Annotated in this window: 20 protein-coding genes; 9 read left to right on the forward strand and 11 right to left on the reverse strand. The window is 61.2% G+C overall.

Annotation, left to right across the window (positions count from 1 at the left end):
• Window positions 1-21: 21 nt before the first annotated feature.
• Window positions 22-1,044 carry an ABC transporter substrate-binding protein gene (locus ASN89_RS01475; protein WP_235501823.1) on the reverse strand — a complete coding sequence of 341 codons (1,023 nt, stop codon included), beginning with the start codon at window positions 1,042-1,044 and terminating at the stop codon, window positions 22-24.
• Window positions 1,045-1,099: 55 nt separating this feature from the next.
• A complete protein-coding gene (locus ASN89_RS01480) occupies window positions 1,100-2,215 on the reverse strand; it encodes a porin (RefSeq protein ID WP_235432932.1) in 1,116 nt (371 codons plus the stop codon).
• Between the two features lie 226 nt (window positions 2,216-2,441).
• Between ASN89_RS01480 and ASN89_RS01485 the strand changes: the two genes are divergently transcribed.
• The gene (locus tag ASN89_RS01485) at window positions 2,442-3,359 is read left to right on the forward strand and encodes a LysR family transcriptional regulator (protein ID WP_034745670.1); all 918 of its coding nucleotides are present in this window, start codon (window positions 2,442-2,444) and stop codon (window positions 3,357-3,359) included.
• An 86-nt stretch (window positions 3,360-3,445) separates the two neighbouring features.
• Here ASN89_RS01485 and rsmA read toward each other — a convergent pair whose 3' ends face one another.
• The 4 genes from rsmA to ASN89_RS01505 form a co-directional block, all read right to left on the reverse strand.
• Window positions 3,446-4,225: a 16S rRNA (adenine(1518)-N(6)/adenine(1519)-N(6))-dimethyltransferase RsmA gene (gene rsmA / locus ASN89_RS01490; protein ID WP_046684488.1), complete on the reverse strand. Its 780-nt coding sequence runs from the start codon at window positions 4,223-4,225 to the stop codon at window positions 3,446-3,448.
• A gap of 100 nt (window positions 4,226-4,325) precedes the next feature.
• On the reverse strand, window positions 4,326-5,381 hold the full coding sequence (pdxA, locus tag ASN89_RS01495; RefSeq protein WP_058048026.1) for a 4-hydroxythreonine-4-phosphate dehydrogenase PdxA: 1,056 nt from the start codon (window positions 5,379-5,381) through the stop codon (window positions 4,326-4,328).
• Between the two features lie 19 nt (window positions 5,382-5,400).
• Complete coding sequence (locus ASN89_RS01500) at window positions 5,401-6,795, reverse strand: peptidylprolyl isomerase (RefSeq protein WP_235501824.1); 1,395 nt, start codon at window positions 6,793-6,795, stop codon at window positions 5,401-5,403.
• Between the two features lie 103 nt (window positions 6,796-6,898).
• Window positions 6,899-9,136, reverse strand: a complete 2,238-nt coding sequence (locus ASN89_RS01505; protein WP_058048028.1) for an LPS-assembly protein LptD — start codon at window positions 9,134-9,136, stop codon at window positions 6,899-6,901.
• A 1,144-nt stretch (window positions 9,137-10,280) separates the two neighbouring features.
• Here ASN89_RS01505 and ltrA point away from each other — a divergent pair.
• From ltrA to ASN89_RS01535, 6 genes are all read left to right on the forward strand, one after another.
• On the forward strand, window positions 10,281-11,984 hold the full coding sequence (gene ltrA, locus ASN89_RS01510) for a group II intron reverse transcriptase/maturase (protein ID WP_058048052.1): 1,704 nt from the start codon (window positions 10,281-10,283) through the stop codon (window positions 11,982-11,984).
• Window positions 11,985-12,108: 124 nt separating this feature from the next.
• Window positions 12,109-13,176, forward strand: a complete 1,068-nt coding sequence (locus ASN89_RS01515) for an aminoglycoside phosphotransferase family protein (RefSeq protein WP_058048029.1) — start codon at window positions 12,109-12,111, stop codon at window positions 13,174-13,176.
• Between the two features lie 62 nt (window positions 13,177-13,238).
• Entirely contained in the window at window positions 13,239-13,958 is a 720-nt protein-coding gene (murU, locus tag ASN89_RS01520) for an N-acetylmuramate alpha-1-phosphate uridylyltransferase MurU (protein WP_058048030.1), read from the forward strand.
• Window positions 13,958-15,280, forward strand: coding sequence for an aminopeptidase P N-terminal domain-containing protein (locus ASN89_RS01525; RefSeq protein ID WP_058048053.1), 1,323 nt, complete (start codon window positions 13,958-13,960; stop codon window positions 15,278-15,280). Before murU ends, ASN89_RS01525 begins: the two co-directional genes overlap by 1 nt.
• A gap of 9 nt (window positions 15,281-15,289) precedes the next feature.
• A complete protein-coding gene (locus ASN89_RS01530; protein ID WP_058048031.1) occupies window positions 15,290-16,432 on the forward strand; it encodes a UbiH/UbiF/VisC/COQ6 family ubiquinone biosynthesis hydroxylase in 1,143 nt (380 codons plus the stop codon).
• A gap of 115 nt (window positions 16,433-16,547) precedes the next feature.
• Entirely contained in the window at window positions 16,548-17,501 is a 954-nt protein-coding gene (locus ASN89_RS01535; RefSeq protein ID WP_082654352.1) for a GGDEF domain-containing protein, read from the forward strand.
• Window positions 17,502-17,546: 45 nt separating this feature from the next.
• Here ASN89_RS01535 and ASN89_RS01540 read toward each other — a convergent pair whose 3' ends face one another.
• The 3 genes from ASN89_RS01540 to ASN89_RS01550 are packed head-to-tail and all read right to left on the reverse strand — an operon-like array spanning window position 17,547 to window position 20,461.
• The gene (locus ASN89_RS01540) at window positions 17,547-19,001 is read right to left on the reverse strand and encodes an NAD(P)(+) transhydrogenase (Re/Si-specific) subunit beta (protein WP_058048033.1); all 1,455 of its coding nucleotides are present in this window, start codon (window positions 18,999-19,001) and stop codon (window positions 17,547-17,549) included.
• A gap of 8 nt (window positions 19,002-19,009) precedes the next feature.
• Window positions 19,010-19,324 (reverse strand): NAD(P) transhydrogenase subunit alpha, encoded by a 315-nt coding sequence (locus ASN89_RS01545; RefSeq protein WP_034745644.1) that lies wholly within the window; start codon window positions 19,322-19,324, stop codon window positions 19,010-19,012.
• Between the two features lie 24 nt (window positions 19,325-19,348).
• Window positions 19,349-20,461, reverse strand: a complete 1,113-nt coding sequence (locus tag ASN89_RS01550) for a Re/Si-specific NAD(P)(+) transhydrogenase subunit alpha (protein WP_058048034.1) — start codon at window positions 20,459-20,461, stop codon at window positions 19,349-19,351.
• 412 nt (window positions 20,462-20,873) lie between these two features.
• On the opposite strand from ASN89_RS01550, the gene ASN89_RS01555 reads away from it, so the two are divergent.
• Both ASN89_RS01555 and mnmA read left to right on the forward strand, forming a co-directional pair.
• Window positions 20,874-21,353, forward strand: a complete 480-nt coding sequence (locus tag ASN89_RS01555; RefSeq protein WP_034745637.1) for an NUDIX hydrolase — start codon at window positions 20,874-20,876, stop codon at window positions 21,351-21,353.
• 42 nt (window positions 21,354-21,395) lie between these two features.
• Window positions 21,396-22,511 (forward strand): tRNA 2-thiouridine(34) synthase MnmA, encoded by a 1,116-nt coding sequence (gene mnmA, locus ASN89_RS01560; RefSeq protein ID WP_058048035.1) that lies wholly within the window; start codon window positions 21,396-21,398, stop codon window positions 22,509-22,511.
• A 155-nt stretch (window positions 22,512-22,666) separates the two neighbouring features.
• Here the strand turns inward: mnmA and ASN89_RS01565 are convergent, their stop codons facing one another.
• Window positions 22,667-23,074 (reverse strand): response regulator, encoded by a 408-nt coding sequence (locus ASN89_RS01565; protein ID WP_046684671.1) that lies wholly within the window; start codon window positions 23,072-23,074, stop codon window positions 22,667-22,669.
• 41 nt (window positions 23,075-23,115) lie between these two features.
• Window positions 23,116-23,889 (reverse strand): 5'-3' exonuclease, encoded by a 774-nt coding sequence (locus tag ASN89_RS01570; protein ID WP_034778849.1) that lies wholly within the window; start codon window positions 23,887-23,889, stop codon window positions 23,116-23,118.
• Window positions 23,890-23,981 lie beyond the last annotated feature (92 nt).

Raw genomic sequence — 23,981 nt, forward strand, 5'->3', positions numbered from 1 at the left:
GGTGTTCTCTCCTCGTCACCACTATTTGCTCATGGCCTTGTTCCACTGCGTCATCCAGTTGCTGCGCTGTTTGATGATGGTTTCCGGCTTGACGAATTTCAGCGAATTGATCTGGTCTGCGCCATAGGTATTGAATTGCGCGGCCGCCACCGACAGGCGCACGTCCTTGTTGACGGGCGAGTCGACCAGGTTGGTCGCCAGCTGCGTCTGCACTTCCTTGGACAGCCAGAAATCCATCAGCTGGTAGGCCAGGTCCGCGTTCTTCGAGCCGGCGACGATACCCATCACGTTCATGCCGGCCGCCTGGCCTTCGGCCGGGATGCTCCACTTCAGGGGCAGGCCCGTCTTGAGCATTTGCGACCACGTAAAGCGCGCCACGGGCGCGGCCCAGATTTCATCCTGGGCGAACAATGCCGCCAGCTGCGCGCTGTTTTTCGAGAACGTGACGACGTTGCCCTTCATGCCGACGATCTTGGCAAAGCCGGTCGCGTAGTCGTCCGTCTTGCCGCCCCAGGCCGCATCGGCCATGCGCAGCATCAACGGCCCCTGCGTGGTGCTCACGTCGGGGAAGGCCACACGGCCCTTCAGTTCAGGGCGCCACAGGTCCTTCCAGGACGTCAGCGGGGCGATCTTGTCGCTGCGGTAGACCAGGCCCACGGAATACAGGGTGTAGCCGACGGCGAAATTGCCGCCGATGGGGTTTTTCGCCACGTCGTACAAGGCTTTGTAATTGCTCAGCTTGGAGTAATCCATGGGCTGGATGACGCCTTTTTGCGCCGCTTCCAGCATGCCGGAATCGGACAGCAGCACCAGGTCGATCACCGGGTTCTTGGCGTGCACCACCAGCTTGGCGATACGGTCCGCGTTATTCCCCGTTTCCACCTTGATATCGCAACCGCATTTGGCCTTGAACGGCTCGTACACATACTTCATGAACAAGGGCTGGGCAATCGGGTAGGCCGAAATGACCAGCTCGCGTTTTTCCGCGTGGGCGGCGTTGGCCAGCAAGCCTAGGCTCAACGCCAACATGAGGTGCTTTTTCAAGATGCTTCCTTTCAGGAACGGCGCTGGGGACAGCGCCTGTAAAGATGAATCAGTGTCAGAAATAATGGCGCATGCCAGCGATCAGGACGCTCTGCGTCTTGCCGCCCGAGGCGCCAAAGCCGAACACGCGGGCGAACGTCGCATCGCCGGCCGCTTTCTGGTAGCTCCAGGTGATGGCGACATCGGTGCGCTTGGACAGGAAGTAATCGGCCTGGAAGTTGACCTGATGCCATTTCGGCGTCTTGTTGATCACGTCATATTTACCGGTGGTATAGAAATACGAGGCGCCCAGGTTCAGCGCTTCCGTCAGCTTGTGGTTCACGTTCAAGTCCACGTTTTGCAAGGTCAGATTGCTTTGATCCAGGTAGTGGTAGCGCACGTTGGTGTACAGCGCGCCGAACTTGGTCTTGCCCACATTATAAAAGCCTCCCGTGCCGGCGATGGCCTGGCTGTCCACGCCCGCGCCCTTGACGGCGCTCTTGTTGAAGATCAACAGGGAGCTGCCGTAGTCATTGCCGATGGCGCCATTCGGCGCGTCCGGACTGTTCGGGCGATCCATCTTGGTGTAGGCGACGGCCCAGCTGAAGGCATCGACCTTGTAGCCGGCGCCCATGCTGTAGACGCGGTTGCGGTTCGAGTCTTCCGGGTTTTCGCTGAAGCCGTACAAGCCCGTAAACGACAGGTTGCTGATGTTCGGGCTCACATACTTGACGGCGTTTTGCACGCGCAGGTTGTTGTAGCCATTGTCGTTATCGCCGATGTGCACGCCGTTACTGGCGATGACCACGGGACCCAGCAGATCCTTGACGGCTTCGTACTGGCGCCCCAAGGTCAAGGTGCCCTTGTCGTTGCTGGACAAACCCACATACGACTGGCGGCCGAACAGGCGGCCGCTTTGCGAGGCCGTGCCCGTCATGACGTTAAAACCGTTTTCCAGCACGAAGACAGCCTTGGTGCCGTTGCCCAGGTCTTCCTGGCCGCGGAAACCGATGCGGGGATTCTGGTTCGTGCCGCTCAGCGCATGCGTGCGGCTGCCGTTACCCTCATCCGATACATAGCCGATACCGGCCGACAGCAAGCCATACACTTGCACGCTGCTTTGCGCCTGCGCCACGCCGTGCGCCGCCAGCAAGCCCCCCACTACCATCGTTCCCGTCATCCATTTGTTCATCGCCGCCACCCTAAAAAGAATAAACCCTGAGTTTTTTTTGGAATTATTTTATTGATGCGTCCCTTGCATGGCCCGCTGCCGCGAGTACCGGCGCCGCCTGGCAAGCGCTTCTCCGAAGATTGTTGCCTTCAAGACAAGTTAAGACCAGTCCAGAATATGGTAAATTGCAGGATAAGAAAATTTGTTTATTTTTATAAATCCATTACTTTTTCTAATAAGCAAACCCATGCATGAACTGAGCAAGAAGATTTCCTTACGACATTTGCAAGCGTTTGCCACCCTCGCCCGGGTAAACAGCTTCAGCAAGGCTGCACAGGAATTGTGCGTGACCCAGCCGGCCCTCAGCGCATCGATCAAGCTGCTGGAAAATCAGCTGGGAAAAAAGTTGTTTAACCGCACAACCCACCAGCTGGAATTGACGCGCGAAGGCAAGCTGGCGCTCGACTACGCCACGCATTTATTGAATACGGCAAGCAACACTTTTGCCGATATCCAGCGCGCCATCGGCAGCGGCCGGCACCGCATCCGCATCGGCGCCATCCCGTCGGCCATGGCGATGACGGCCGTCGTGGTGGCGCGCTACTGCGAGCAGCATGGCGATGAAGTGGAAATCGTTCTGTCGGACATGCCCAACGACGGCTTGCTGCACGCCCTGCATTCGGGCCAGCTGGACTTTTGCGTGGGCATCGAAGTGCCCGGTTCCGTGTCGCTGGAAAGCGTGGGCCTGTTCGAAGACGAGCTGGTGCTGGTGACGGCGGGACGCCATGCGCTGGCGCCGCTGAAGGAAGTGCGCTGGGACCAGCTGGCAGGCCAGGAAATCGTCGTGTTCACCAAGGGCAGCATCTGGGAGTTCGCCTCCAGCGCGCTGCGCCAGCATGGCTTGAGCCCGTCGAGCCTGTACCAGATGATACACAGCGAGTCGCTGTACGGCGTGGTGCGCGCCGGCATCGCCGTGGGCATCATGCCCAGCCTGTACACGACCTTCCTCAACGACGAGGACCTGCACGTGGCGCCGCTGCGCCAGCCCACATGCAAGCGCAAGATTGCCCTGATGCGGCGCAATGAAATCAGCCGCAACCACCACGTGGACGACTGTTTTTCAGCGCTGCGGCAGGATTTGCAGCAGGTCGACCAGTGGTTTTGATTGCCACTGCCGGGGTCAGACCCCCGCTCGCGTCGACGCCTGCTCAGACGCTGGTGGTGGAGAGGGTCTGACCCCAGCCTTTGCGATTACTGCGCTGCTTTGAGCAAATTCGCCAAGGCCACATACTGTTCCAGGCCCACGGTTTCCGGACGCAGGGTCGGGTCGATGCCTGCCGCCTTGATCTGCTCTTCCGTAAACATGCCGGCCAGGCAGTTGCGGATCACCTTGCGGCGCTGCGAGAAGGCCTTCATGACGACGGCTTCCAGGGTCGCCTGGTCGCATGCCAGGCGCTCGGCCACGGGGATCATGCGCACGATGGCCGATTCCACTTTCGGCGGCGGATCGAAGGCCGTCGGCGGCACGATGAACAGCAGCGACATCTTGTAGCGCCACTGCAGCATCACGGACAGGCGGCCATACGCCTTGCTGCCCGGCTCGGCCACCATGCGCTCGACCACTTCCTTTTGCAGCATGAAATGCTGGTCCTGCACCAGCGGCGCGAAGTCCGCCAAGTGGAACAGCAGGGGGCTGGAAATGTTGTATGGCAAGTTGCCCACGATGCGCAGCTTCTGGCCGGCCGGCACGGGGATTTGCGCGAAATCGAATTTCAGCGCATCGCCCGAGTGGATCGTCAGCTTGGCCGGATTGAAGGTCTTTTCCAGGCGCACGATCAGGTCGCGGTCCAGCTCGACCACGTGCATCTGCTTCAGGTGGCGCAGCAATTGCTCCGTCATGGCGCCCAGGCCGGGGCCGATCTCGACCATGGCATCGTCCGGCTGCGGCCCGATGGCGGCCGTGATGTCGTCGAGGACGAAGCGGTCATGCAGGAAGTTCTGGCCAAAGCGTTTGCGGGCAACGTGTTTCATAATGTGTTTTCTATCAATGCGGTAAAGCCGGCACAGGCCGGCGGGATCGGTTGGGCAAGCAGTGTCGGGTTACGCCGTGCCGGCTAACCCGACCTACGCGCTATGCTATGGTCGGAGTGCTGGCGCGCAACATGTCGAGCGCCGTTTGCAGCGCCTGCTCCATGCTGTGGCCATCGGCCAGCCCCAGCCCTTGCGCGGCCAGGTCCAGCGCCGTGCCGTGGTCGACCGAGGTGCGGATCAGCGGCAAGCCCAGGGTAATATTGATGCCGCGCCCGAAGGTCGCATATTTCAGCACGGGCAAGCCCTGGTCGTGGTACATGGCCAGCACGCAGTCGGCGTCTGCCAGGTATTTGTGCTGGAACAGGGTGTCGGCAGGGTACGGTCCGCGCGCATCGATGCCGCGCGCTTGCGCCGCGGCAATCGCCGGGGTGATGACATCGATTTCCTCGCGTCCCAGATAGCCGCCCTCGCCCGCGTGCGGGTTCAGGCCGGTGACGAGGATGCGCGGCGCGGCGATGCCGAATTTCTGTTGCAGGTCCGTCTGGAGGATATCAAGGGTGACGGCCAGGCTGTCCATGGTGATGGCGGCCGACACGTCCTTCAAAGGCAGATGCGTGGTAGCCAGCGCCACACGCAGGGTCGGTTCGCCATGGCCGGGTTCGCCGGCCAGCATCATCACCACTTGCGGCGTGCCGGTTTTTTCTGCCAGGTATTCCGTGTGGCCGGAAAAGGCCACGCCGGCGTCGTTGATCGTGCTCTTTTGCAAGGGCGCCGTGACCATGGCGCCAAACCAGCCCGCTTCGATGCCTTCCACGGCCGCGTCCAGGGTGGCGAGCACGGAACGCCCGTTTTCCTTGTCCAGCACGCCGGGAATGACATTGTTCACGGTGGGAATATCGATCACGGCCAGGCGGCCGGGACCGAACTGGGGCAGGCCGCTGTTGCGCACGGCTTGCAGCGACAGCGCCGCCAGGCGAATCTCCGGGTCGATCAGGCTGGCCGTCAGCGCCAGGAAGGCGGCGTCGCCCAGCAGGATGCAGTTGACCTCATGCCGCATGGCCCAGGCGGCGCGGATGGAAATTTCCGGGCCGACACCGGCCGGTTCGCCACAGGTAATGGCGATGGCCGGGCGGCGTGCAAGGGGCAAGTTACTCATGCGCAATCAGTCAGCCGCATTACTGGTCTTCCGCGCGGAATTCGACGTAAGCACGGTCGCGTACTTCGCGCGCCCAGTTTTCCGTCGCTTCTTCCAGCTTGCGTTCGCGCAAGGCGTTGCGTGCCGCAGCGCGCTGCTTCTCTTTCGATACGTCGTCGCTCTTGCGTTCCAGCACTTCGATCAGGTGGAAGCCAAAGCTCGATTCAATCGGCTCGCTCACTTCGCCCGGCTTCAGCGCATTCATCGCCGTCTCGAATTCCGGCACGGTGTCGCCTGGATACAGCCAGCCCAGGTCGCCGCCCTTGGCCGCGGAACCGTCGTTCGAGAACAAACGGGCCAGGTCTTCGAACTTGGCGGCCTTGTTGTCGAGGCGCTCTTTCAATTCCAGCAATTTACGCTTGGCTTCGGCCGCCGACAGGGTCGGCGTCACTTTCAGCAGGATGTGGCGGGCATGCGTCTGCTGCACGGCGGCGACGGCTTGCGCCTCGGCAGCGCTGCGGCGGTCCACCAGCTTCAGGATATGGAAGCCCGTGTTGCTCTTGATGATAGGCGTGATCTGGCCCGGCTTCAATTTCAGCAACTGTTCCGTGAACAATGGCGGCAGACGGTCGCTATGGCGCCAGCCGATATCGCCGCCGCTCAGCGCATCGCTGGCGTCGGAATAGGTGGCTGCCATCTTGGCGAAATCGGCGCCCGTGCGCAGCTGGCGGCTGACTTCTTCGGCGCGCGCGCGGCGTGCGGCGATCTGTTCGGGGCTCGAGTTTTCCGGGATGCGCACGAGAATCTGCGCCAGGTTCAGCTCGACCTGTTCGCTGGCCGCCGCTTTTTCCGCCTCCAGGAAGTTATCCACTTCGGAATCGGAAATCTGGATCTTCGCGTCGACTTCATGTTCGCGCAGGCGCTGCATGATGATTTCATCGCGGATTTCTTCGCGGAAGGTTGCAAACGGCGTGCCTTCCTTTTCCATCTGGTTGCGCAGCTCTTGCACCGTCATCTTTTGCTGTTCCGCAATACGGCCAATCGCGCGGTCCAGGGTCAGGTCATCCACGCGGACGCCCATTTCCTTGGCCAGCTGCATTTGTGCGCGCTCGACAATCATGCGCTCAAGCAATTGACGACGCAGGTCGGCCGGATCGGGCAAGGGCACGTTCTGCGCTTTCATGCGCTGCTCCACGCTCTTGATACGGGCCGCCACTTCATTGCGCGTAATCACATCGTCATTGACGACGACGGCGATGGAGTCGATGGTCTGGCCACTGCTCGAGGCGGGGGGCGTGAATCCCTTGACCGGCGCTGGGGCCGCGGCAGCGGGCTTGGCCACAGGAGCTGGCGCAGCCTGTTGCGCCCAGACACTACTGGTCGTGGCGCCGGAAATGGCGCACAACAAAACCGTTGCAATTTTGAGTTGGTGCATACTGGCATTACGCATAATGTGTAGAGCGCTCATGAGTTCAGGTGAATAAAAAAACCGGTTTGTGCCGGCGCCGGGAACACCGGCGGCGGCAACGGTGCCTATCTTAACGGAGTGGCTGGCTCAGTGTCTGGTAACCAGGGATGGTTTTTGTAAAAGTTTCCAAGCCATTCGCGCCTAGGCCCAGGCCATTCGACAAGCCCGTCAATTCCAGCTGGAAGAAGATCGGCGTCGAGACAGTCTTGGTCGTCGTCACGAAACGCTGCGCACCCATGCGGAACACCCAGCAGTCGCCCTTGTATTCCAGGCCGACCAGGCTTTCCAGCATGCTGCGATCCTTGATGGAGTAGCTGATGCGCCCCACGCCATACAGGCGGTCCGTCAACGGCCATTGCGTCGACACTTCCGCGTTGCGCAGCACATCACGCTGAAAACGGTTACTGAAATTCAATACCTTCTTCGGCCCTGGCTGATATTGCAAGGTGTAGTTGTAGCTCATCAGGCGGCGATCGCTGGGATTGTACTGCACCAGGCTGTCGGCGGTCCAAGTCTCGGACACGCGGCCCGTCGCGGCCAGCAGGATATCCGAGCGCGACTGGTTAACGGGCGTCGTCGAATTGAGCTGCACGCGCTGGTCGGCAAAATAGAAACGCTGGCCGAAGGTCAGGCGCATGCGCTCCGTGCCGTCCGACTGCAGGAAGCGCGAGACGACGGCGGCCGTGACCTGGTTGGCGTCGCCGATGCGGTCGCTGCCGACAAAACGGTTTTCAGTGAAAATCTGCGTCAGGTTGAATGTGCCCTCGGCCGTATCGAAGTTCGGAAACTGCGACTGGTCGCGGTACGGCGTGTAGACATAGAACAGGCGCGGCTCCAGGGTTTGCGTGCCGCCCTTGGCGCCGAACAGATTCGTGTCGCGTTCAAACACCAGGCCGCTGTCGACCGAGAACGTCGGCACGGCGCGCGTAAACGAGGTGGTTTTAAACAGCGCCTTGGTCCTGGCGTCATTGTCGAGCTGATACGCGCTCGCATTGAGCATCAGCTTGGGCGTGACGAAGTAACCAGGGCGCATGATGGGGAAACTCACCTGCGGCACGGCTACAAAGCGCGAGCCTTGCACCTGGGTCGGATGCGCGAAGCGCGTCGCTTCCGCATCGAAGCTCCAGTCGAAGCCGCCCCAGACGTCGTATTTGCCAGCGTGGAAGTTTACCGCTGGCAAACGGTCATACGGGCGCGGCACGACCACGTTGGGATCGGGATCCTGCAGCACCTGGTAATTCTGCACGCGCGCCGTCAGGTTCCAGTCCTCGGTGCGGTAATCGGTGCGCAATTCGCGCAGCAACTGGCGCTCGGTGGCGGTGGCGACGGTTTTCGAGAAATCGTTCGGGTAATTATTGTCGGACGCCTCGCGCAGATCCCAGCTGTAACTCCAGCCCTTGGCCAGCGCCTGCTCATGCTTGGACTTGATCATGTAGCGGTTGGTCTTGGTTTGCTTGTCGTTAGGCAAGAACTCGAACGACGTTTCGCCCTGGTACAGGCCGGCATCCGTCTCGCCCATGTAGCGGCCCGTCGCACCGAGCTGGATACCGCGTCGCTGGATATAGCGCGGGAACAGGGTCAGGTCGCGGTTCGGCGCGATGTTCACGTAATACGGCATCAGCAGCTCGAAACCGTTCTTCGAGGCAAAGCCCGGCGTGGGCGCCAGCCAGCCCGAGCGGCGCGCACCCGACAGCGAAAACGAAATGCCCGGCGTGCCCAGGATCGGCACGTCCTTGAAATAGATGATGGTCTTGCTGCCGGTGCCCACGTCGCGGCCCGTGTCGAGGTTCAAGGTGCTCGATTTCAAGTACCAGTCCGGATTCGGCCCTTCGCAGGTACTGTACGTGCCGTCGATGACAGTGGCTTCGTCGGGATTGATGAAATCGACGCGTTCGGCCTTGCCCTGGCCGCCGCCCACTTCAAAGCGGTACGTCGGGTTGAGCAGGAAACCCTTGCCGGTCTCCATGTTCAGTTTCAAGACGTCGCCCGTATAGTAATCGCCGAAACGCCACATCTTGATATGGCCCTCGGCATCGAACTGATCTTCAACTTGTTTGTAACAAGCTGTATCGGCCGTCATTTTTGTGGTTTTTCCGCGCTCAATCACGACATTCTGGTCGAGATTGACCTCCCTTTCGGGACGACCGTTCATGCTGTTCGCCGTCATGACGGTGGGCGCGTCGGGATCTTCCACATGCACCGGACGCGGTGCTTTCTGGGCGTGGACAGGCACCGTCGTGGCGGCGACGAGCGCGCTGATGGCGAAAGCCCAGCGCTGCGAAGGGGGGGAGGCCGAAAACCAGCTCATGAATTGGAAGGGGCAAGCACCATGACAGGCGATTTTTTGATTTGAATCCCTTATTATATGGGAATCTGTGCGACACGCCTTAAAGCTCGGGTAGCTGGCCCCGGTCGCAACGTAGCAGTAACGACTAGCAGCGCAGGAACTGCGCAGGCAATCACTGGTTTACCAGTGATAAAACAGTGAGGGGCTCCCCGGAATACCCATTCTTGGCAAAACAAGACACGCTGCGAGAACGTGGCTTGTCAGTCTTATACGCCCGCCGCATCACCGGCGAGTAGCTATCCCTTTGCCTGTTTTTGTTTACAAAAAACATTGAAACTGTAGTTTATTTGCAAAGCTTGTGGATATTTTACATTTGCTTACAATTTTCTATATTTCAACAGTTTTCTGCAAGACTCGGTTTTCTCTCAGCCGAGTCATACCCGAGTGAAACTCTTCGATATCTTGTCATGCTTCAGTGTTGCAACTGCTGCCATGACCGGATGTACGACCATCTGTCACCTACTTGAGTGTGCGTCGCCGGTAACGGCGGGGTGCAAAGCCTCAGGGACAACGTACCCCCATTCTTTTTCGGCAGCCCGGCGTGCGAACGCTTGGCTGGAGACTGCGAGCAGCGATGCGGTCCAGGGGCTAGGTGAGTGCTGCAAGGGCAATGTTATGTGAACCATCGTCTGAACCCTCGTAAATATTAATAGGCCAAAGCTGCTGGCAGGCCTAAACCAAACGGTACGTGGCTGGTTACCTCCGTGGATTCTGGGGATACGTCGTCATTCAGCCACCGGGGGAAAGATGGGCCCTAAACAGCCAGTCGCGATGTAGCTGTCGCGTCGATATCGTTGGGAACGTGGTAAGCCCGATTCCCTGCCGCTCGATCAAAGAACCGAGATAGCGGCAAGCAAACCGCAAGGCACGCCCTTGGGGGAGCGGGTAGAGGAGGATGGAGAAAGCGAATGCCGGGCTGTAATGGTCCGGATAGGGATTCAAGATTTGTCCCGGCTTGAAAGGGTGCCCACTTCCATCTGGTGTAATAGTCGTCATACGACTGTACTGGCTCCAGGCAGTCATCATTTTCAACCACCCCGAAGGGATGCAGCTCACCCTTCGGGGATGCGCTGTGTCTCGTCGGAGCAACTACACGAGGTTCAGCATGAAAGTAACCGCCAGCAGTCTTGCCGGTTCTGCGTCCTCGCACGTGCCAACCGAATGGGTCGCCATCAACTGGCGGCTCGTACAACGCAACGTGAGAGCCATGCAGCATCGATTAACGAAGGCTACACAGGAAGGCGACTGGCGCAAGGCGAAAGCGCTGCAAAGGTGGCTAACCCACTCGTTCAGCGCGAAGGCGCTGGCAGTCAAACGAGTGACAGAGAATCAAGGCAAACGAACCGCAGGCGTGGACCAGCAGTTGTGGGACTCAGCAACGCAGAAGTTCGCTGCCATTGCGCAGTTGAAGAAACAAGGCTATCGGCCCCTGCCATTACGGAGGGTCTTTATTCCCAAGTCAAATGGAAAGATGCGCCCACTGGGCATCCCTACCATGCGGGACCGGGCGATGCAGGCGCTTCACCTGCTGGCCTTTGATCCGGTCTTGGAAACGCTGAGTGATCCCAACTCATACGGGTTTCGCAGAAATCGCTCAACGGCCGATGCGATGTCGCAAATTTTTCTCCAGACCTGCCGGAAAGTCTCGGCAACCTGGGTGTTGGATGCGGATATCAAAGGTTTTTTCGACAATATCAACCATCAATGGCTGGTCGACAATGTCTTCATGGATAAGTCGATCCTGTCTAAATGGCTGAAATCCGGGGTAATTGACCGGAAGCAATTGATGGCAACCACAGCTGGAACGCCACAGGGCGGCATCATCAGCCCTGCCCTTGCGAATTGGACGTTGAACGGGCTGGAGACTGAACTGATTGCGCACCTCGGTGCGAAATTCGGCAAGTCAAAGGCAGGCAAGCTTAAAGTCGGTGTCGTGCGATATGCGGACGATTTTGTCGTTACCAGTGGATCGAAGGAATTGCTGGAAACGGAAATCAGGCCATGGATCGAAGCATTTCTTGCAGTCAGGGGATTGCGACTGTCCAGTGCCAAAACCAAGCTCGTGCACATCGATGAGGGCTTCGACTTCCTGGGGTGGAACTTCCGAAAATATTCCGGGACACTACTCATCAAGCCAAGCAAGAAGAACATGAAAACGTTCTATGAAAAGCTGAGGAAGACGATTAGCGAAAACATCGGGGCGAAGCAGGAGAATCTCATTCGATTGCTAAACCCCATGCTGCGGGGCTGGGCGCAATATCACAGCCCTGTAGTCGCCAAGGAGGCGTTTTCGACGATGGAGTCGCTGCTGTACTGGCGGCTTCGTCGCTGGGCCATGCGCAGGCATCCGAAGAAAACCGACAGTTGGATACGCGACCGATATTGGCGCCCAACCGAGAGTGGAAATCGGGTGTTTGCAGCGGACGTTGTCACAAAGAATGGCAATAAGACCATGAAGGAACTGTACTCGTTACCAGGTACGGCGATTCTGCGTCACACGAAAATCAAGGGCGGCTATCACCCCTACGATCCGCAATGGGAACTGTACGGCGAAACCCTTCGGCAGGAACGCATGTTGAAAAACATGTCTTACCGGCGTGAGTGGGCCAAGCTCTACCTCGACCAACGTGGCTTGTGCGCTCTGTGTGGATACGAGATGAACATGGAAACCGGATGGCATGACCACCACATGGAATACCGTGTGGCAGGTGGTTCCGAGGCCCTTGGAAATCGCGTATTATTGCACCCAAATTGCCATATAAATGTGCACGCAAACGATTTACACGTTGCGAAGCCGGTCCCTGCATAGGGACTTTTATTATGCTTGAGCCGTGTGCGGTGAAAGTCGCACGCACGGTTCTTAGGGGGGAGAGCTTTCAGCAATGGGGTTCTCCTACCCTCCGCACCATCAACCCGATTCCACAGGCCGCTTAATGTCATTCTCCCCCAATTTCTCCATCGCGCCGGCCTCCGCCGACGCTCGCCTGACCCTGTTGAAAGCCTGGTTGACCTCGCTTAACCTCGTCGCGCCCGAATCCGCCCGCCCCGCTTCCAGCGATGCCAGCTTCCGCCGCTACTATCGTCTCGATGTTCTGCCAGGCAATACAACATTGCCAGGAAGTACACTCATCGCCATGGATGCGCCGCCCGAGCGCGAAAACGTGCCTGCCTATATCAAGGTGGCCGGCTTGCTGAAAGGCGCCGGCGTGTCCGTGCCCGACATCATTGCGCAAGACCTGGAGCAGGGCTTCCTGCTGCTGTCCGACCTGGGCACGACCACCTATCTCGACGCCCTGAACCACGACAACGCCAGCGTGCTGTACGCCGAAGCGCTGGAATCGTTGATGAAAATCCAACTGGCCAGCCAGCCCGACGTCTTGCCCGAATTCGACCGCGCCTTCATCCTGCGCGAAATGAATCTGTTCCCGGAATGGTTTATCGGCAAGCATCTGGGCGCCACCTTGACGGATGTGCAACAAACCCAGCTGGACAAGGTCTTCGAAGCCATCACGGCGAACATCTTGTCGCAGCAACAAGTATTCATGCACCGCGACTACCATTCGCGCAATTTGATGCACATCAACGATGGCTCCATCCCGAATCCCGGTATCCTCGACTTCCAGGACGCCGTCTTCGGCCCCGTCACCTACGACATCGCCTCGCTGCTGCGCGACGCGTATATCCAGTGGGATGAAGAACTGGTGCTCGACTGGGTGATCCGCTACTGGCAGCGCGCCAAGCAGCTGGGCTTGCCAGTCAATCCCGACATCGACGCCTTCTACCGCGATTTCGAATTCACGGCCCTGCAGCGCCACCTGAAAATCCTCGGCCTGTTCGCGCGCCTGAATTACCGCGACGGCAAGGATCTGTACATGGGCGACCTGCCAACCGTGCTCGACTACGTGCGCAAGACAGCCAACCGCTATACGGAACTCAAGCCGCTGGTGCGCTTATTGGACGCACTCGAAAACAAGACGCCGCAAGTTGGCTATACATTCTAGGCACTTTTCCGCTGCGCGGCCTGTCCGCGCAGCCGACTTACCGATACTGAAAACGAATCCCCATGAAAGCCATGATCTTTGCCGCAGGCCGCGGTGAACGGATGCGTCCGCTTACCGATACCTGTCCCAAACCGCTGCTGAAAGTGCGCGGCCGTCCGCTGATCGTCTGGCATGTGCTGAACCTGGTGCGCGCCGGCATCACGGACATCGTCATCAACCATTCGCACCTGGGCCATTTGATCGAGGAAACCCTGGGCGACGGCAGCGCATACGGCGCGCGCATCGCCTATTCGCCCGAGACCACGCCGCTGGAAACGGCGGGCGGCATCGCCCAGGCGCGCCACTTGCTGGGCGAGGAACCGTTCCTCGCCATTTCCGGCGACATCTATTGCCCTTATTTCGACTTCAAGCAGGTGCTCGACGTGCTGGCCGACAAGGATGTGCTGGGCACGCCGTACCCGGCCGACCAGCGCGATATCGCCTGGGCCTATCTGGTGCCCAACCCCGACTTCCACCCGAAGGGCGACTTCGGCCTGACCTTGTTCGCGATCAACAATACGGACGACACCAAGTGGACCTTCGCCAATATCGGCGTGTACCGTCCTGAAATGTTCGACGGCATCGCGCCCGGCAGCCACGCCAAACTCGGCGATTTGCTGCGCCGGTACGCGGACCAGGGCCGCGTGGGCGGCGAAGTCTATCCGGGCGAGTGGACGAATGTGGGTACGCCAGCGCAGCTCGACGTGCTCAATGGCGTCAGGGCCAAGGCAAGCACGACATGATGGCCAATTACGCGGCACGGCGCGCGGCGCTGCTGGCGCAGATGCTGCCGGGCAGCGTGGCCATCCTCGCCACAGCGCCCGAAGTGCCGCGCAACAGCGATTGCGATTATCCATATCGCCACGACAGCTATTTCTATTACCTGAGCGGTTTCACGGAACCCGACAGCGCAGTGGCCCTCGTGGCCGCCAGCGCCACGGCGCCCGCGCGCGCCATCCTGTTTTGCCGCGCCAAGAACACGGAACGCGAAATCTGGGATGGCTTCCGCCACGGCCCCGAGGCGGCGCGCGCGAGCTTCGGTTTTGACAGCGCCTTCCCCATCGAGGAACTCGACGTGGAAATGACGCGCCTGCTGGCCGACTCGCCCGCCATTTATTATGCGCTGGGCGGCAGCCTCGATGCGCAAGTGAAGCTCTGGCGGCACAACGTGCGGCAAAAGGCCCGCAGCGGCGTCACGGCGCCCGCCATCGCGCATGATATCCATGGCATGCTCGACGCCATGCGCCTGCTGAAAGACACGCAGGAACAGCAGCTGATGCGCCGCGCGGCCGCCATTTCCAGCGCCGCCCACGTGCGCGCCATGCGCGCCACGCGTCCCGGCATGCACGAATATGCGCTCGAAGCGGAGCTGCTGTACGAATTCCGGCGCAGCGGCGCGCAGTTCCCCGCCTATTCCTCCATCGTGGCGGGCGGCGGCAACGCCTGCATCCTGCACTACAGCGCCAACAACGCGGTCCTGCAAGACGGCCAGTTAGTGCTGATCGACGCCGGCTGCGAACTCGATGGCTACGCCTCGGACATCACGCGCACCTGGCCCGTCAACGGCCGTTTCAGCGGCCCCCAGCGGGCGCTGTATGAACTGGTGCTGGCGGCGCAGCAGGCGTCGCTGGACATGGTGCGCCCCGGCTTGCCGCACAGCGCCATCCACGAAGCGGCCGTGCAAGTGCTGGCGCAGGGCATGCTGGACCTGGGTTTGCTGGACCGGCAAAAAAGCGGCAGCGCGCAGGACGTCATCGCCGACAAGGCCTACATGCCCTTCTACATGCACGGCACCAGCCACTGGCTGGGCATGGACGTGCACGACGTGGGCGCCTACCGCGACACGGGCGCGCCCGGCAAGCCGTGGCGCGCTTTGGCGCCGGGCATGGTGCTGACGGTGGAACCGGGCATCTACGTGCGCCCCGGCGCGGGCGTGCCGGAGCAGTTCTGGCACACGGGCATCCGCATCGAGGACGATGTGCTGGTCACGCCGCAAGGCCATGAAGTCTTCAGCACGGCGCCCAAGAGCGTCGCTGAAATCGAACAACTGATGTCACAGGATTAACGCCGCCGCATGCATACACCGCCCCCTTTCGATCTCGCCATCTGCGGCGCCGGCCCCGTCGGCATGGCGCTGGCCGCCCTGCTGGTGCAGCGCGGCAGACGCGCCGCCGGCATCGTCCTGCTCGACGCCAAATCCATCGAACAAGCGAGGCGCGATCCGCGCACCATCGCCCTGTCGCACGGCAGCCGCCAGATTCTCGAGGAAGCGGGCGCCTGGCCCGTGGCAGCGACCCCGATTCACCAGATCCACGTGTCGCGCCGCGGCCAGTTCGGGCGCAGCCTGATGGACCGCAGCGAGCATGGCGTCGAAGCGCTCGGTTATGTGGCCCGTTACGGCGCCGTCGTCAGCGCGCTGGCCGACGTGTGCGGGCGCCTGGGCGTGGCCAGCCTGCGCCCGGCCCTGGTGACGGGCAGCGTGGAAGACGCCGAGGGCGTCAGCGTGCAGATCGACCAGGCGGGCGCCGCGTCGAGCTTGCGCGCCAGCCTGCTGGTGCAGGCCGAGGGCGGCCTGTTCGGCCAGCAGCCGGAACGCGCCGTCAGCCGCGACTATGGCCAGAGCGCCATCATCGCCCATGTGCGCGTCAGCAGCCCCATCGCGCACCGCGCGTATGAGCGCTTCACCGACGAAGGCCCGCTGGCCCTGCTGCCGCAGGACGATGGCTACGCGCTCGTGTGGTGCGTGCCGCCCACGCGCGCCGAGCAATTGCTGGCACTGGACGACGCTGCCTTCCTGGCCCGCCTGGGCGCCGCCTTCGGCAGCCGCCTGGGACGTTTTACCCACACGACGCCGCGCCTGGCCTATCCGCTGGGCCTGAACGCACAGGCGAACGGCACGGCGCGCACGATCGCCATCGGCAATGCGGCGCAAACCCTGCACCCGGTGGCGGGACAGGGCTTGAACCTGGGCTTGCGCGACGCCGCCGTGCTGGCCCGCGTGCTGGCGCAGGACAGCAGCCCGGCCGGACTGGCACGCTACGCCAGTCTGCGCCAGGCCGACCGGGGGCTGACCGTGCGCGTCACCGACACCATGGCGCGCATCTTCACGGGCAGCGCCCCCACGCAAGGCTTGCTGGGCCTGTCGCTGGGTTTGCTGGACGCATTTTCCCCAGCACGCAAGGCATTGGCTGGACTGATGATGTACGGCCGCCGATAAGGCTTGACAATAAGGAAAGGGAACGGGCGAAAAAGAAACAAGCGGGCGATCCGGCATGGAATAAACGGCCCGCGGATGCGACAATGGCTGTCACCTGGTTTCTGGCGACCGTTCCATGACAGATGCATTGCCCGCAGCACCGCCTGCCGCTCTTCCCGAAGTGCTTTTTTCCCGCCTGCTGGAAGACGCCCTCGACGCCGTCATCATCATCGATGAGCATTGCCGCATCCGCTATATCAATGGCGCCATGCAGGCATTGTCGGGCTATGCCAGCGGGGAATTGCTGGGCCAGACTTTGAACGGCCTGCTGCCCGACGCCGTCGGCGCGCAGCATGACAGCCACGTGATCAATTACATCCGCAGCTCGCGCACCTCCAGCGTGCTGGGCAAGATACGCGAATTCGCCATCCGCCACCGCGACACGCAAATGATCCCCATCGAAATGAAGGCCATGGACTTGGGCGTCGTCGACGGCATCCGCTATTTCGGCGCCTTCCTGCTCGACGTGCGCGAACGGCGCGAACTGGCGGCAAAAAACGCCAGCCTGCTGGCGCAGCTGGAACAGCAGGCGCTGCACGATGCGCTGACGTCGCTGCCGAACCGGCGCGCCTATGAAGCGCAAGCCGCGCAGGCGATGGCGCGCGCGGCGCGCAGCGGCGCCGCCCTGACCGTGGGCGTGGCCGACCTCGACCATTTCAAGAAGATCAACGACCGCTACGGCCATGCCGTGGGCGACGCCGTGCTGCGCACGGTGGCGCAGGCGCTGCGCGACACGGGACGCATCACCGACGTGGCCGCGCGCCTCGGCGGCGAAGAATTCGGCCTGCTGTTCCCCGACGCCAGCCTGCAGCAGGCGCACGTGGTGGCCGAACGCATCCGCGCCGCCGTGGCCGCCGCCATCACCCCGTTGCCCGATGGCGGACAGCTGCAGGTGACGATCAGCATCGGCGTGGCCTCCCTGACGGCCGGCGCCACGCTGGACGCGGCCATGTCCGATGCCGACAAGGCCCTGTACGCGGCCAAGCACCAGGGGCGCAATAAAGTCGTAGCGGCAGCGGCAGCCGAATAAAAACGGCCCGCGCAAGGCGGGCCATCCGGTCGCTGCAAGCCGTCCTTATTCGACGGCTTTGAGCATATCCTCGATCACCTTCTTCGCATCGCCAAACACCATCATCGTGTTCGGCTGGTAGAACAGGTCGTTGTCCAGGCCCGCATAGCCGGACGCCATCGAACGCTTGTTGACGATGATGCTCTTGGCTTTATAGGCTTCCAGAATCGGCATGCCGGCGATCGGCGATTTCGGATCTTTCGCCGCCGGGTTGACGACGTCGTTCGCGCCCAGCACCAGCACCACGTCCGTCTGGCCGAATTCGCCGTTGATGTCTTCCATCTCGAAGACCTGATCGTACGGCACTTCCGCCTCGGCCAGCAACACGTTCATGTGGCCCGGCATGCGCCCCGCCACGGGGTGGATCGCATACTTGACGGTGATGCCCTTGTGCGTGAGCTTTTCCACCAGTTCCTTCAGCGAGTGCTGCGCGCGCGCCACGGCCAGGCCGTAGCCGGGCACGATGATGACGGTTTCCGCATTGCTCATGATGAAGGCGGCGTCGTCGGCCGAACCTGATTTCACGGGGCGCTGTTCCTGCGCACCGGCCACGCCGGCCGCCGGCGCATCGCCGCCGAAGCCGCCGAGGATGACGTTGAAGAACGAGCGGTTCATCGCCTTGCACATGATGTACGACAGGATCGCGCCGGACGAACCGACCAATGACCCGGCGATGATCAGCATCGAGTTATTCAGCGAAAAACCGATGCCGGCCGCGGCCCAGCCCGAGTAACTGTTGAGCATCGACACCACCACCGGCATGTCGGCGCCGCCGATGGGGATGATGATCAGCACGCCCAGCGCAAAGGCGATCAGGGTCATGACGATGAACGGCGTCCACGCCGGTTCGACGCCATCGGCGAAGCAAAACGCCAGGCCCAGGCCCACCATCACCAGCGCCAGCACCAGGTTGAGCATGTGCTGGCCCTTGAAGCTGACGGGCGCGCCCTGGAACAAACGGAACTTGTATTTGCCCGACAGCTTGCCGAAGGCGATCACCGAACCGGAGAAGGTGATGGCGCCGACGAAGGTACCGATGAACAGCTCGAAGCGGTTACCGATGGGCAGCGCCTCGCCATGCTTGGCAATGTTAAAAGCCCACGGTTCCGACACGGCCGCCACGGCGATGCAGACGGCCGCCAGGCCGATCAGCGAGTGCATGGCCGCCACCAGTTCCGGCATCTTCGTCATTTCCACGGTTTTCGCCAGGTAGGCGCCGATGGCGCCGCCCGTGACGATGCCGATGATGACGAGGGTCAGACCCATGCCGCCCGTCTGCTGTTCCTTCAGTTTCAGGATCAGCGCCACGGTGGTGACGGCGGCAATGGCCATGCCGCTCATGCCGAAGGCATTGCCGCGGCGCGCCGTCGATGGCGACGACAGGCCTTTCAGGGCCTGGATGAAGCACACCGAGGCGATCAGGTACATCATCGTCACCAGGTTCATGGTGACGAAGCTCATGGCGTGACTCATTCTTTTGCTCCTTGCTTGGCCTTCGGTTCTTTTTTACGGAACATCTCGAGCATGCGCTGCGTGACGAGGAAGCCGCCGAACACGTTGACGGCGGCCAGCGCCACGGCCAGGGTGCCGGCCACTTGCGCAAGCGGGCCATCGGTCAGGCCGGCCGCCAGCATGGCGCCGACGATGATGATGGCGGAAATGGCGTTGGTGACGGCCATCAGCGGCGTATGCAGCGCCGGCGTGACGGTCCAGACGACGTGGTAGCCGACATAAATGGCCAGCACGAAGATGATCAGGTTGGTGATGGTGTGACTGATTTCCATGATGTTGTTCTCTCCGGCGCCGCGTTATTTACGTAAGATTTCGCTGCCTGCGCAAACCAGGCTGGCCTTGATGATTTCATCCTCGCGGTCGATCAGCAATTGATCGTCCTTGTCGATGATGAGCTTCAAGAAGTCCAGCACGTTGCGCGCATACAGGGCCGAAGCGTCGGCCGCCACCAGGGTCGCCAGGTTCGGCTCGCCCACGATGTAGACGCCGTGCTTGACCACCGTCTTGCCCAGCTCCGACAGCGGGCAATTGCCGCCCTGCTCCACGGCCAGGTCGACGATGACGGAGCCCGGTTTCATGGCTTTCACCGTTTCTTCGGAAATGAGCACGGGCGCGGCGCGGCCGGGAATCAGCGCGGTGGTGATGATGATGTCGGCCAGTTTCGCCCGTTCGTGCACGAGTTCGGCCTGGCGGCGCATCCAGTCGGCCGGCATGGCGCGCGCATAGCCGCCCGAGCCCTTGGCGATCTCTTTTTCTTCATCGGTGAGGAAAGGCACGTCGAGGAACTTGGCGCCCAGCGACTCCACTTGTTCCTTCACGGGCGGGCGCACGTCGGACGCCTCGATGACGGCGCCCAGGCGCTTGGCCGTGGCGATCGCCTGCAGCCCTGCCACGCCCACGCCCATGATCAGCACGCGGGCGGCCTTGACGGTGCCGGCCGCCGTCATCAGCATCGGCATGAAGCGCTGGTAGGTATTCGCGGCCACCAGCACGGCCTTGTAGCCGGCGATATTTGCCTGCGAGGACAGCACGTCCATCGACTGCGCGCGCGTGATGCGCGGCACGGCTTCCAGCGCGAAGGCGGACAGGCCGGCCGTGGCCATGGCGGCGATATTGTCGGCATCAAACGGGTTCAACATGCCGATCAGCACGGTGCCGCTGGCCATCAGGGCTCGTTCACCGGCATCGGGCGCGCGCACCTTGAGCACGATGGCGCAGCCATAGGCTTCCTGGGCGGTGCCGATCTGCGCGCCGGCGGCGGCATAGGCATCGTCGGGAATCGACGCTTGCAAGCCCGCTCCCGACTGCACGACGACTTGATGCTTGGCTGCCAGCTTCTTGACTGTCTCGGGCGTTGCCGCCACCCGCGTTTCACCAGGCCGTGTTTCGGCCGGTATGCCTATCCTCATGATGCCTCCGCTAATTGATAAACTGACTAGAATCTAACACGGAAAGCAGCGCGTTAAACGTTTGTGAACCAGCAACTTTTAGTCGTACGACACTAATTTCATCAGCATCCCATGATTTGTTTCACCATGCGGCGCGGCGACCATATTGTGGGAAAGGTGTGTCAATCTCACCACAGTCGAGCACGTGTGCGCGCTTGTTTTGACCACAGGGAAAGCCTATATTAGCGGGCGCTTCCTGCCATCTTGCTGACTAAGCCCCCATGCTAGTGCGCTCCCCGGGAAAGACGTAAGTACCTCCCACCGCTATTTGCTAAAACGTTGTCATTTATCAATATGTCCGCGCAACAAAAGGCCGGCTTCAAACCGCGCGCGCAGAACAAGATAAAATGTCGGCTCTTTCAAGGATGGAATCATGCCGAGAATCTGGAAACCCTCTGTCACCGTTGCCGCCATCGTCGAGCGCGATGGCCTGTTTTTACTGATTGAAGAAGAGACCAGCGAAGGCATCAAAATCAATCAACCGGCCGGCCACCTCGACCCGTTCGAGTCGCTGGAACAGGCGGTGATCCGCGAAACGCTGGAAGAAGCGGCCTACGATTTCATCCCCACGGCACTGGTCGGCATGTACATGTCGCGCTATCAGTCGTTGCGCACGGGCGAGGACGTGACCTATTTGCGCTTCACCTTTTGCGGCACGGCCGGCGCCGAGCATGACCGTCCGCTGGACGAGGGCATCATCCGCACCCTGTGGATGACGCGCGACGAGCTGGCCGCGTGCCAGGAGCGCCACCGCAGCCCGCTGGTGCTGCAGTGCGTGGACGAATACCTGGCTGGCCGGCGTGCGCCGCTGGCCCTGCTACACACGCATGCGTCCGTTTTCAATAGCGCATAGCAATACGCATTGCCATATTATTAAAGTACACTGGAAAGCAAGATGAGCAAGAAGAAAGTCGTTATCGGCATGTCCGGCGGGGTCGATTCCTCGGTCGCGGCATGGATGCTGAAGGAACAAGGCTATGAAGTCATCGGCCTGTTCATGAAAAACTGGGAAGATGACGACGATTCGGAATACTGCTCCACGCGCCAGGACTGGATCGATGCGGCCAGCGTGGCCGATGTCATCGGCGTCGACATCGAAGCCGTCAATTTCGCCTCCGAATACAAGGACCGCGTGTTCGCCGATTTCCTGCGCGAATACCAGGCCGGCCGCACGCCGAACCCGGACGTGCTGTGCAACGCCGAAATCAAGTTCAAGGCCTTTCTTGACCACGCCATGACCCTGGGCGCCGACCTGATCGCCACCGGCCACTATGCGCGCGTGCGCCAGGCGCCCACCGATGCGGGCCGCTATGAACTGCTCAAAGCCGTCGACGCCAGCAAGGATCAAAGCTATTTCCTGCACCGATTGAACCAGGCGCAGTTGTCCAAGACTTTGTTCCCCTTGGGTGAAATCCCGAAAACGGAAGTGCGCAAGATCGCCGAAAAACTGGCGCTGCCGAACGCGCAAAAGAAGGATTCGACGGGCATCTGTTTTATCGGCGAGCGCCCGTTCCGCGAATTCTTGAACCGCTACCTGTCGTACAAGCCGGGGCCGATGAAAACGGCCGACGGCAAGACGGTGGGCGAACACGTGGGACTGAGTTTTTATACCCTGGGCCAGCGCAAGGGCATCGGCATCGGCGGCGTGAAGTCGTACCAGAACGCGGACGGCAGCAGCGACGCCTGGTATGTGGCGCGCAAGGATATCGCCAACAATACCCTGTGGGTGGTGCAGGGCCATGACCACCCGTGGCTGTTGTCGCCCGCCTTGAGCGCCGACCAGGCCAGCTGGGTCGCGGGTGTGGCGCCGCAGACGGGCGCCTTGAGCGCCAAGACGCGCTACCGTCAGGCGGACGTGGCTTGCCAGCTGCTGCCGGATGGGAATGAACACTTCGGCCTAGCCTTCGACCAGGCGCAATGGGCCGTCACACCAGGCCAGTCGGCCGTGCTGTACGACGGCGACGTGTGCCTCGGCGGCGGCATCATCGCCAGCGCGACGGGCCTGGCTTAAAGTTAGCTTGGTTAAGTTGATTTTTACTAATCCAACTCAATAACAACACCTGAGAAAATCGTAGCGAGCGGCAGTGAGTTGTGGCCGAGAAGCGCAACTGTACTTTAGTACAGTGAGCATCGCCGGCCGCAAATCGCGACGCACAGTAGATTTTATCAGGTGTCTTTCGCGGCGGCGGCAAGCGCCTGCTGCTGCTTGCGCACCATGGCAATCACCGTATTGCGCACGGTTTTCAGGACCGTGTCGGCCATGAACGGTTTCACGATGAAGCCCGACACGCCCATGGCGAGGGCTGCCTGCAGCGAGGCGGCGTCGATGCCGCCCGAGACCATGAAAATGAGCGTCTTCGGATACTGGGCGCGGATGGTTTGCACCACATTGGTCCCGTCTTCCACCTGCTCGCGCGCGATGCAGACGAAATGCGGATGGTGCTTGACCAGCAGCGCCAGCCCCAGCGCGCTCGTATGCGTCTGCCCGCAGACATCGTAGCCGCCATCGGTCAGGACCGTGTTCAGCAGGCCGCGCGCCACGGCGCTGCTATCGATCAGGACTGTCTTTAACATCATGATTTACTTCCCTTGCTTGATTGTTCTTGCCTGGCGCTCTACTTTTCCCACACCAGCTTGTTCCAGGTGACGCCCAACGTGACATCCGTTTTCAGCGCAACTAACTTTCTTGAAAGATACAGTATTTCCCGCTCTTTTCGCAGGCTTTCGCCCAGCGCACCGGGCAAAATGCCCGCGCCGGCCATCACGGCGTCGATATTGCCGTAGGCGCGCAACAGTTTCGCCCCCGTCTTCAGGCCGATCTTCGATACGCCGGGGATGCTGTCGGTGACGTCGCCCATCAGCGCCAAGAGGTCGGGCAGCAGTTCCGGCGGCACGCCGAACTTTTTCTCGACCCAGGCGTGGTCGTGCCAGACGCCCTTGAAGTGGTCCCATACCAGCGCGCCGTGGGCGATCAAGCCATGCAAATCCTTGTCGGTGGTGGCGATGACGGCCGCGCCGCGCCCCTCGTGCAGCCAGCGCATGACGGCCGTGCCGATCACGTCGTCGGCCTCGACCTCGGGAATGCTGACCACGTGCATGCCGAAGCTGGCCAACGTGGCATAGAAGCCCGGCAAGGCGTCGCGCAGCACCTGCGGCATCGGCTGGCGCCCCTCGCGGTAACCGGCATACAGGGCGTGGCGCCAGGTGGGGCCGCCAAAGTCGAAGGCCGGCAGGATGTGCGTCGGCTCGTGGTCGTTGATGAGGGTGCGGAACGACGACAGCGCATGGCGCAGCGCGATCTCCGCCTTCAGGTCGGAATCGGGTTCAGGACTGGCTTCGTAGACGCGGCGTACGATATTCAAGCCGTCGATAGCGAGGAGTCTGGCCATGCGGTAAATGGATACTGATTGAATTGATCATTTTACCGTATGGAGCAAGCACTATTCCCCGCGAATTCCGCTTGGCAGGTTTTACGCGGCGT

Source organism: Janthinobacterium sp. Ant5-2-1 (assembly GCF_001445815.1).
Classification (GTDB): Bacteria; Pseudomonadota; Gammaproteobacteria; order Burkholderiales; family Burkholderiaceae_D; genus Janthinobacterium; species Janthinobacterium lividum_E.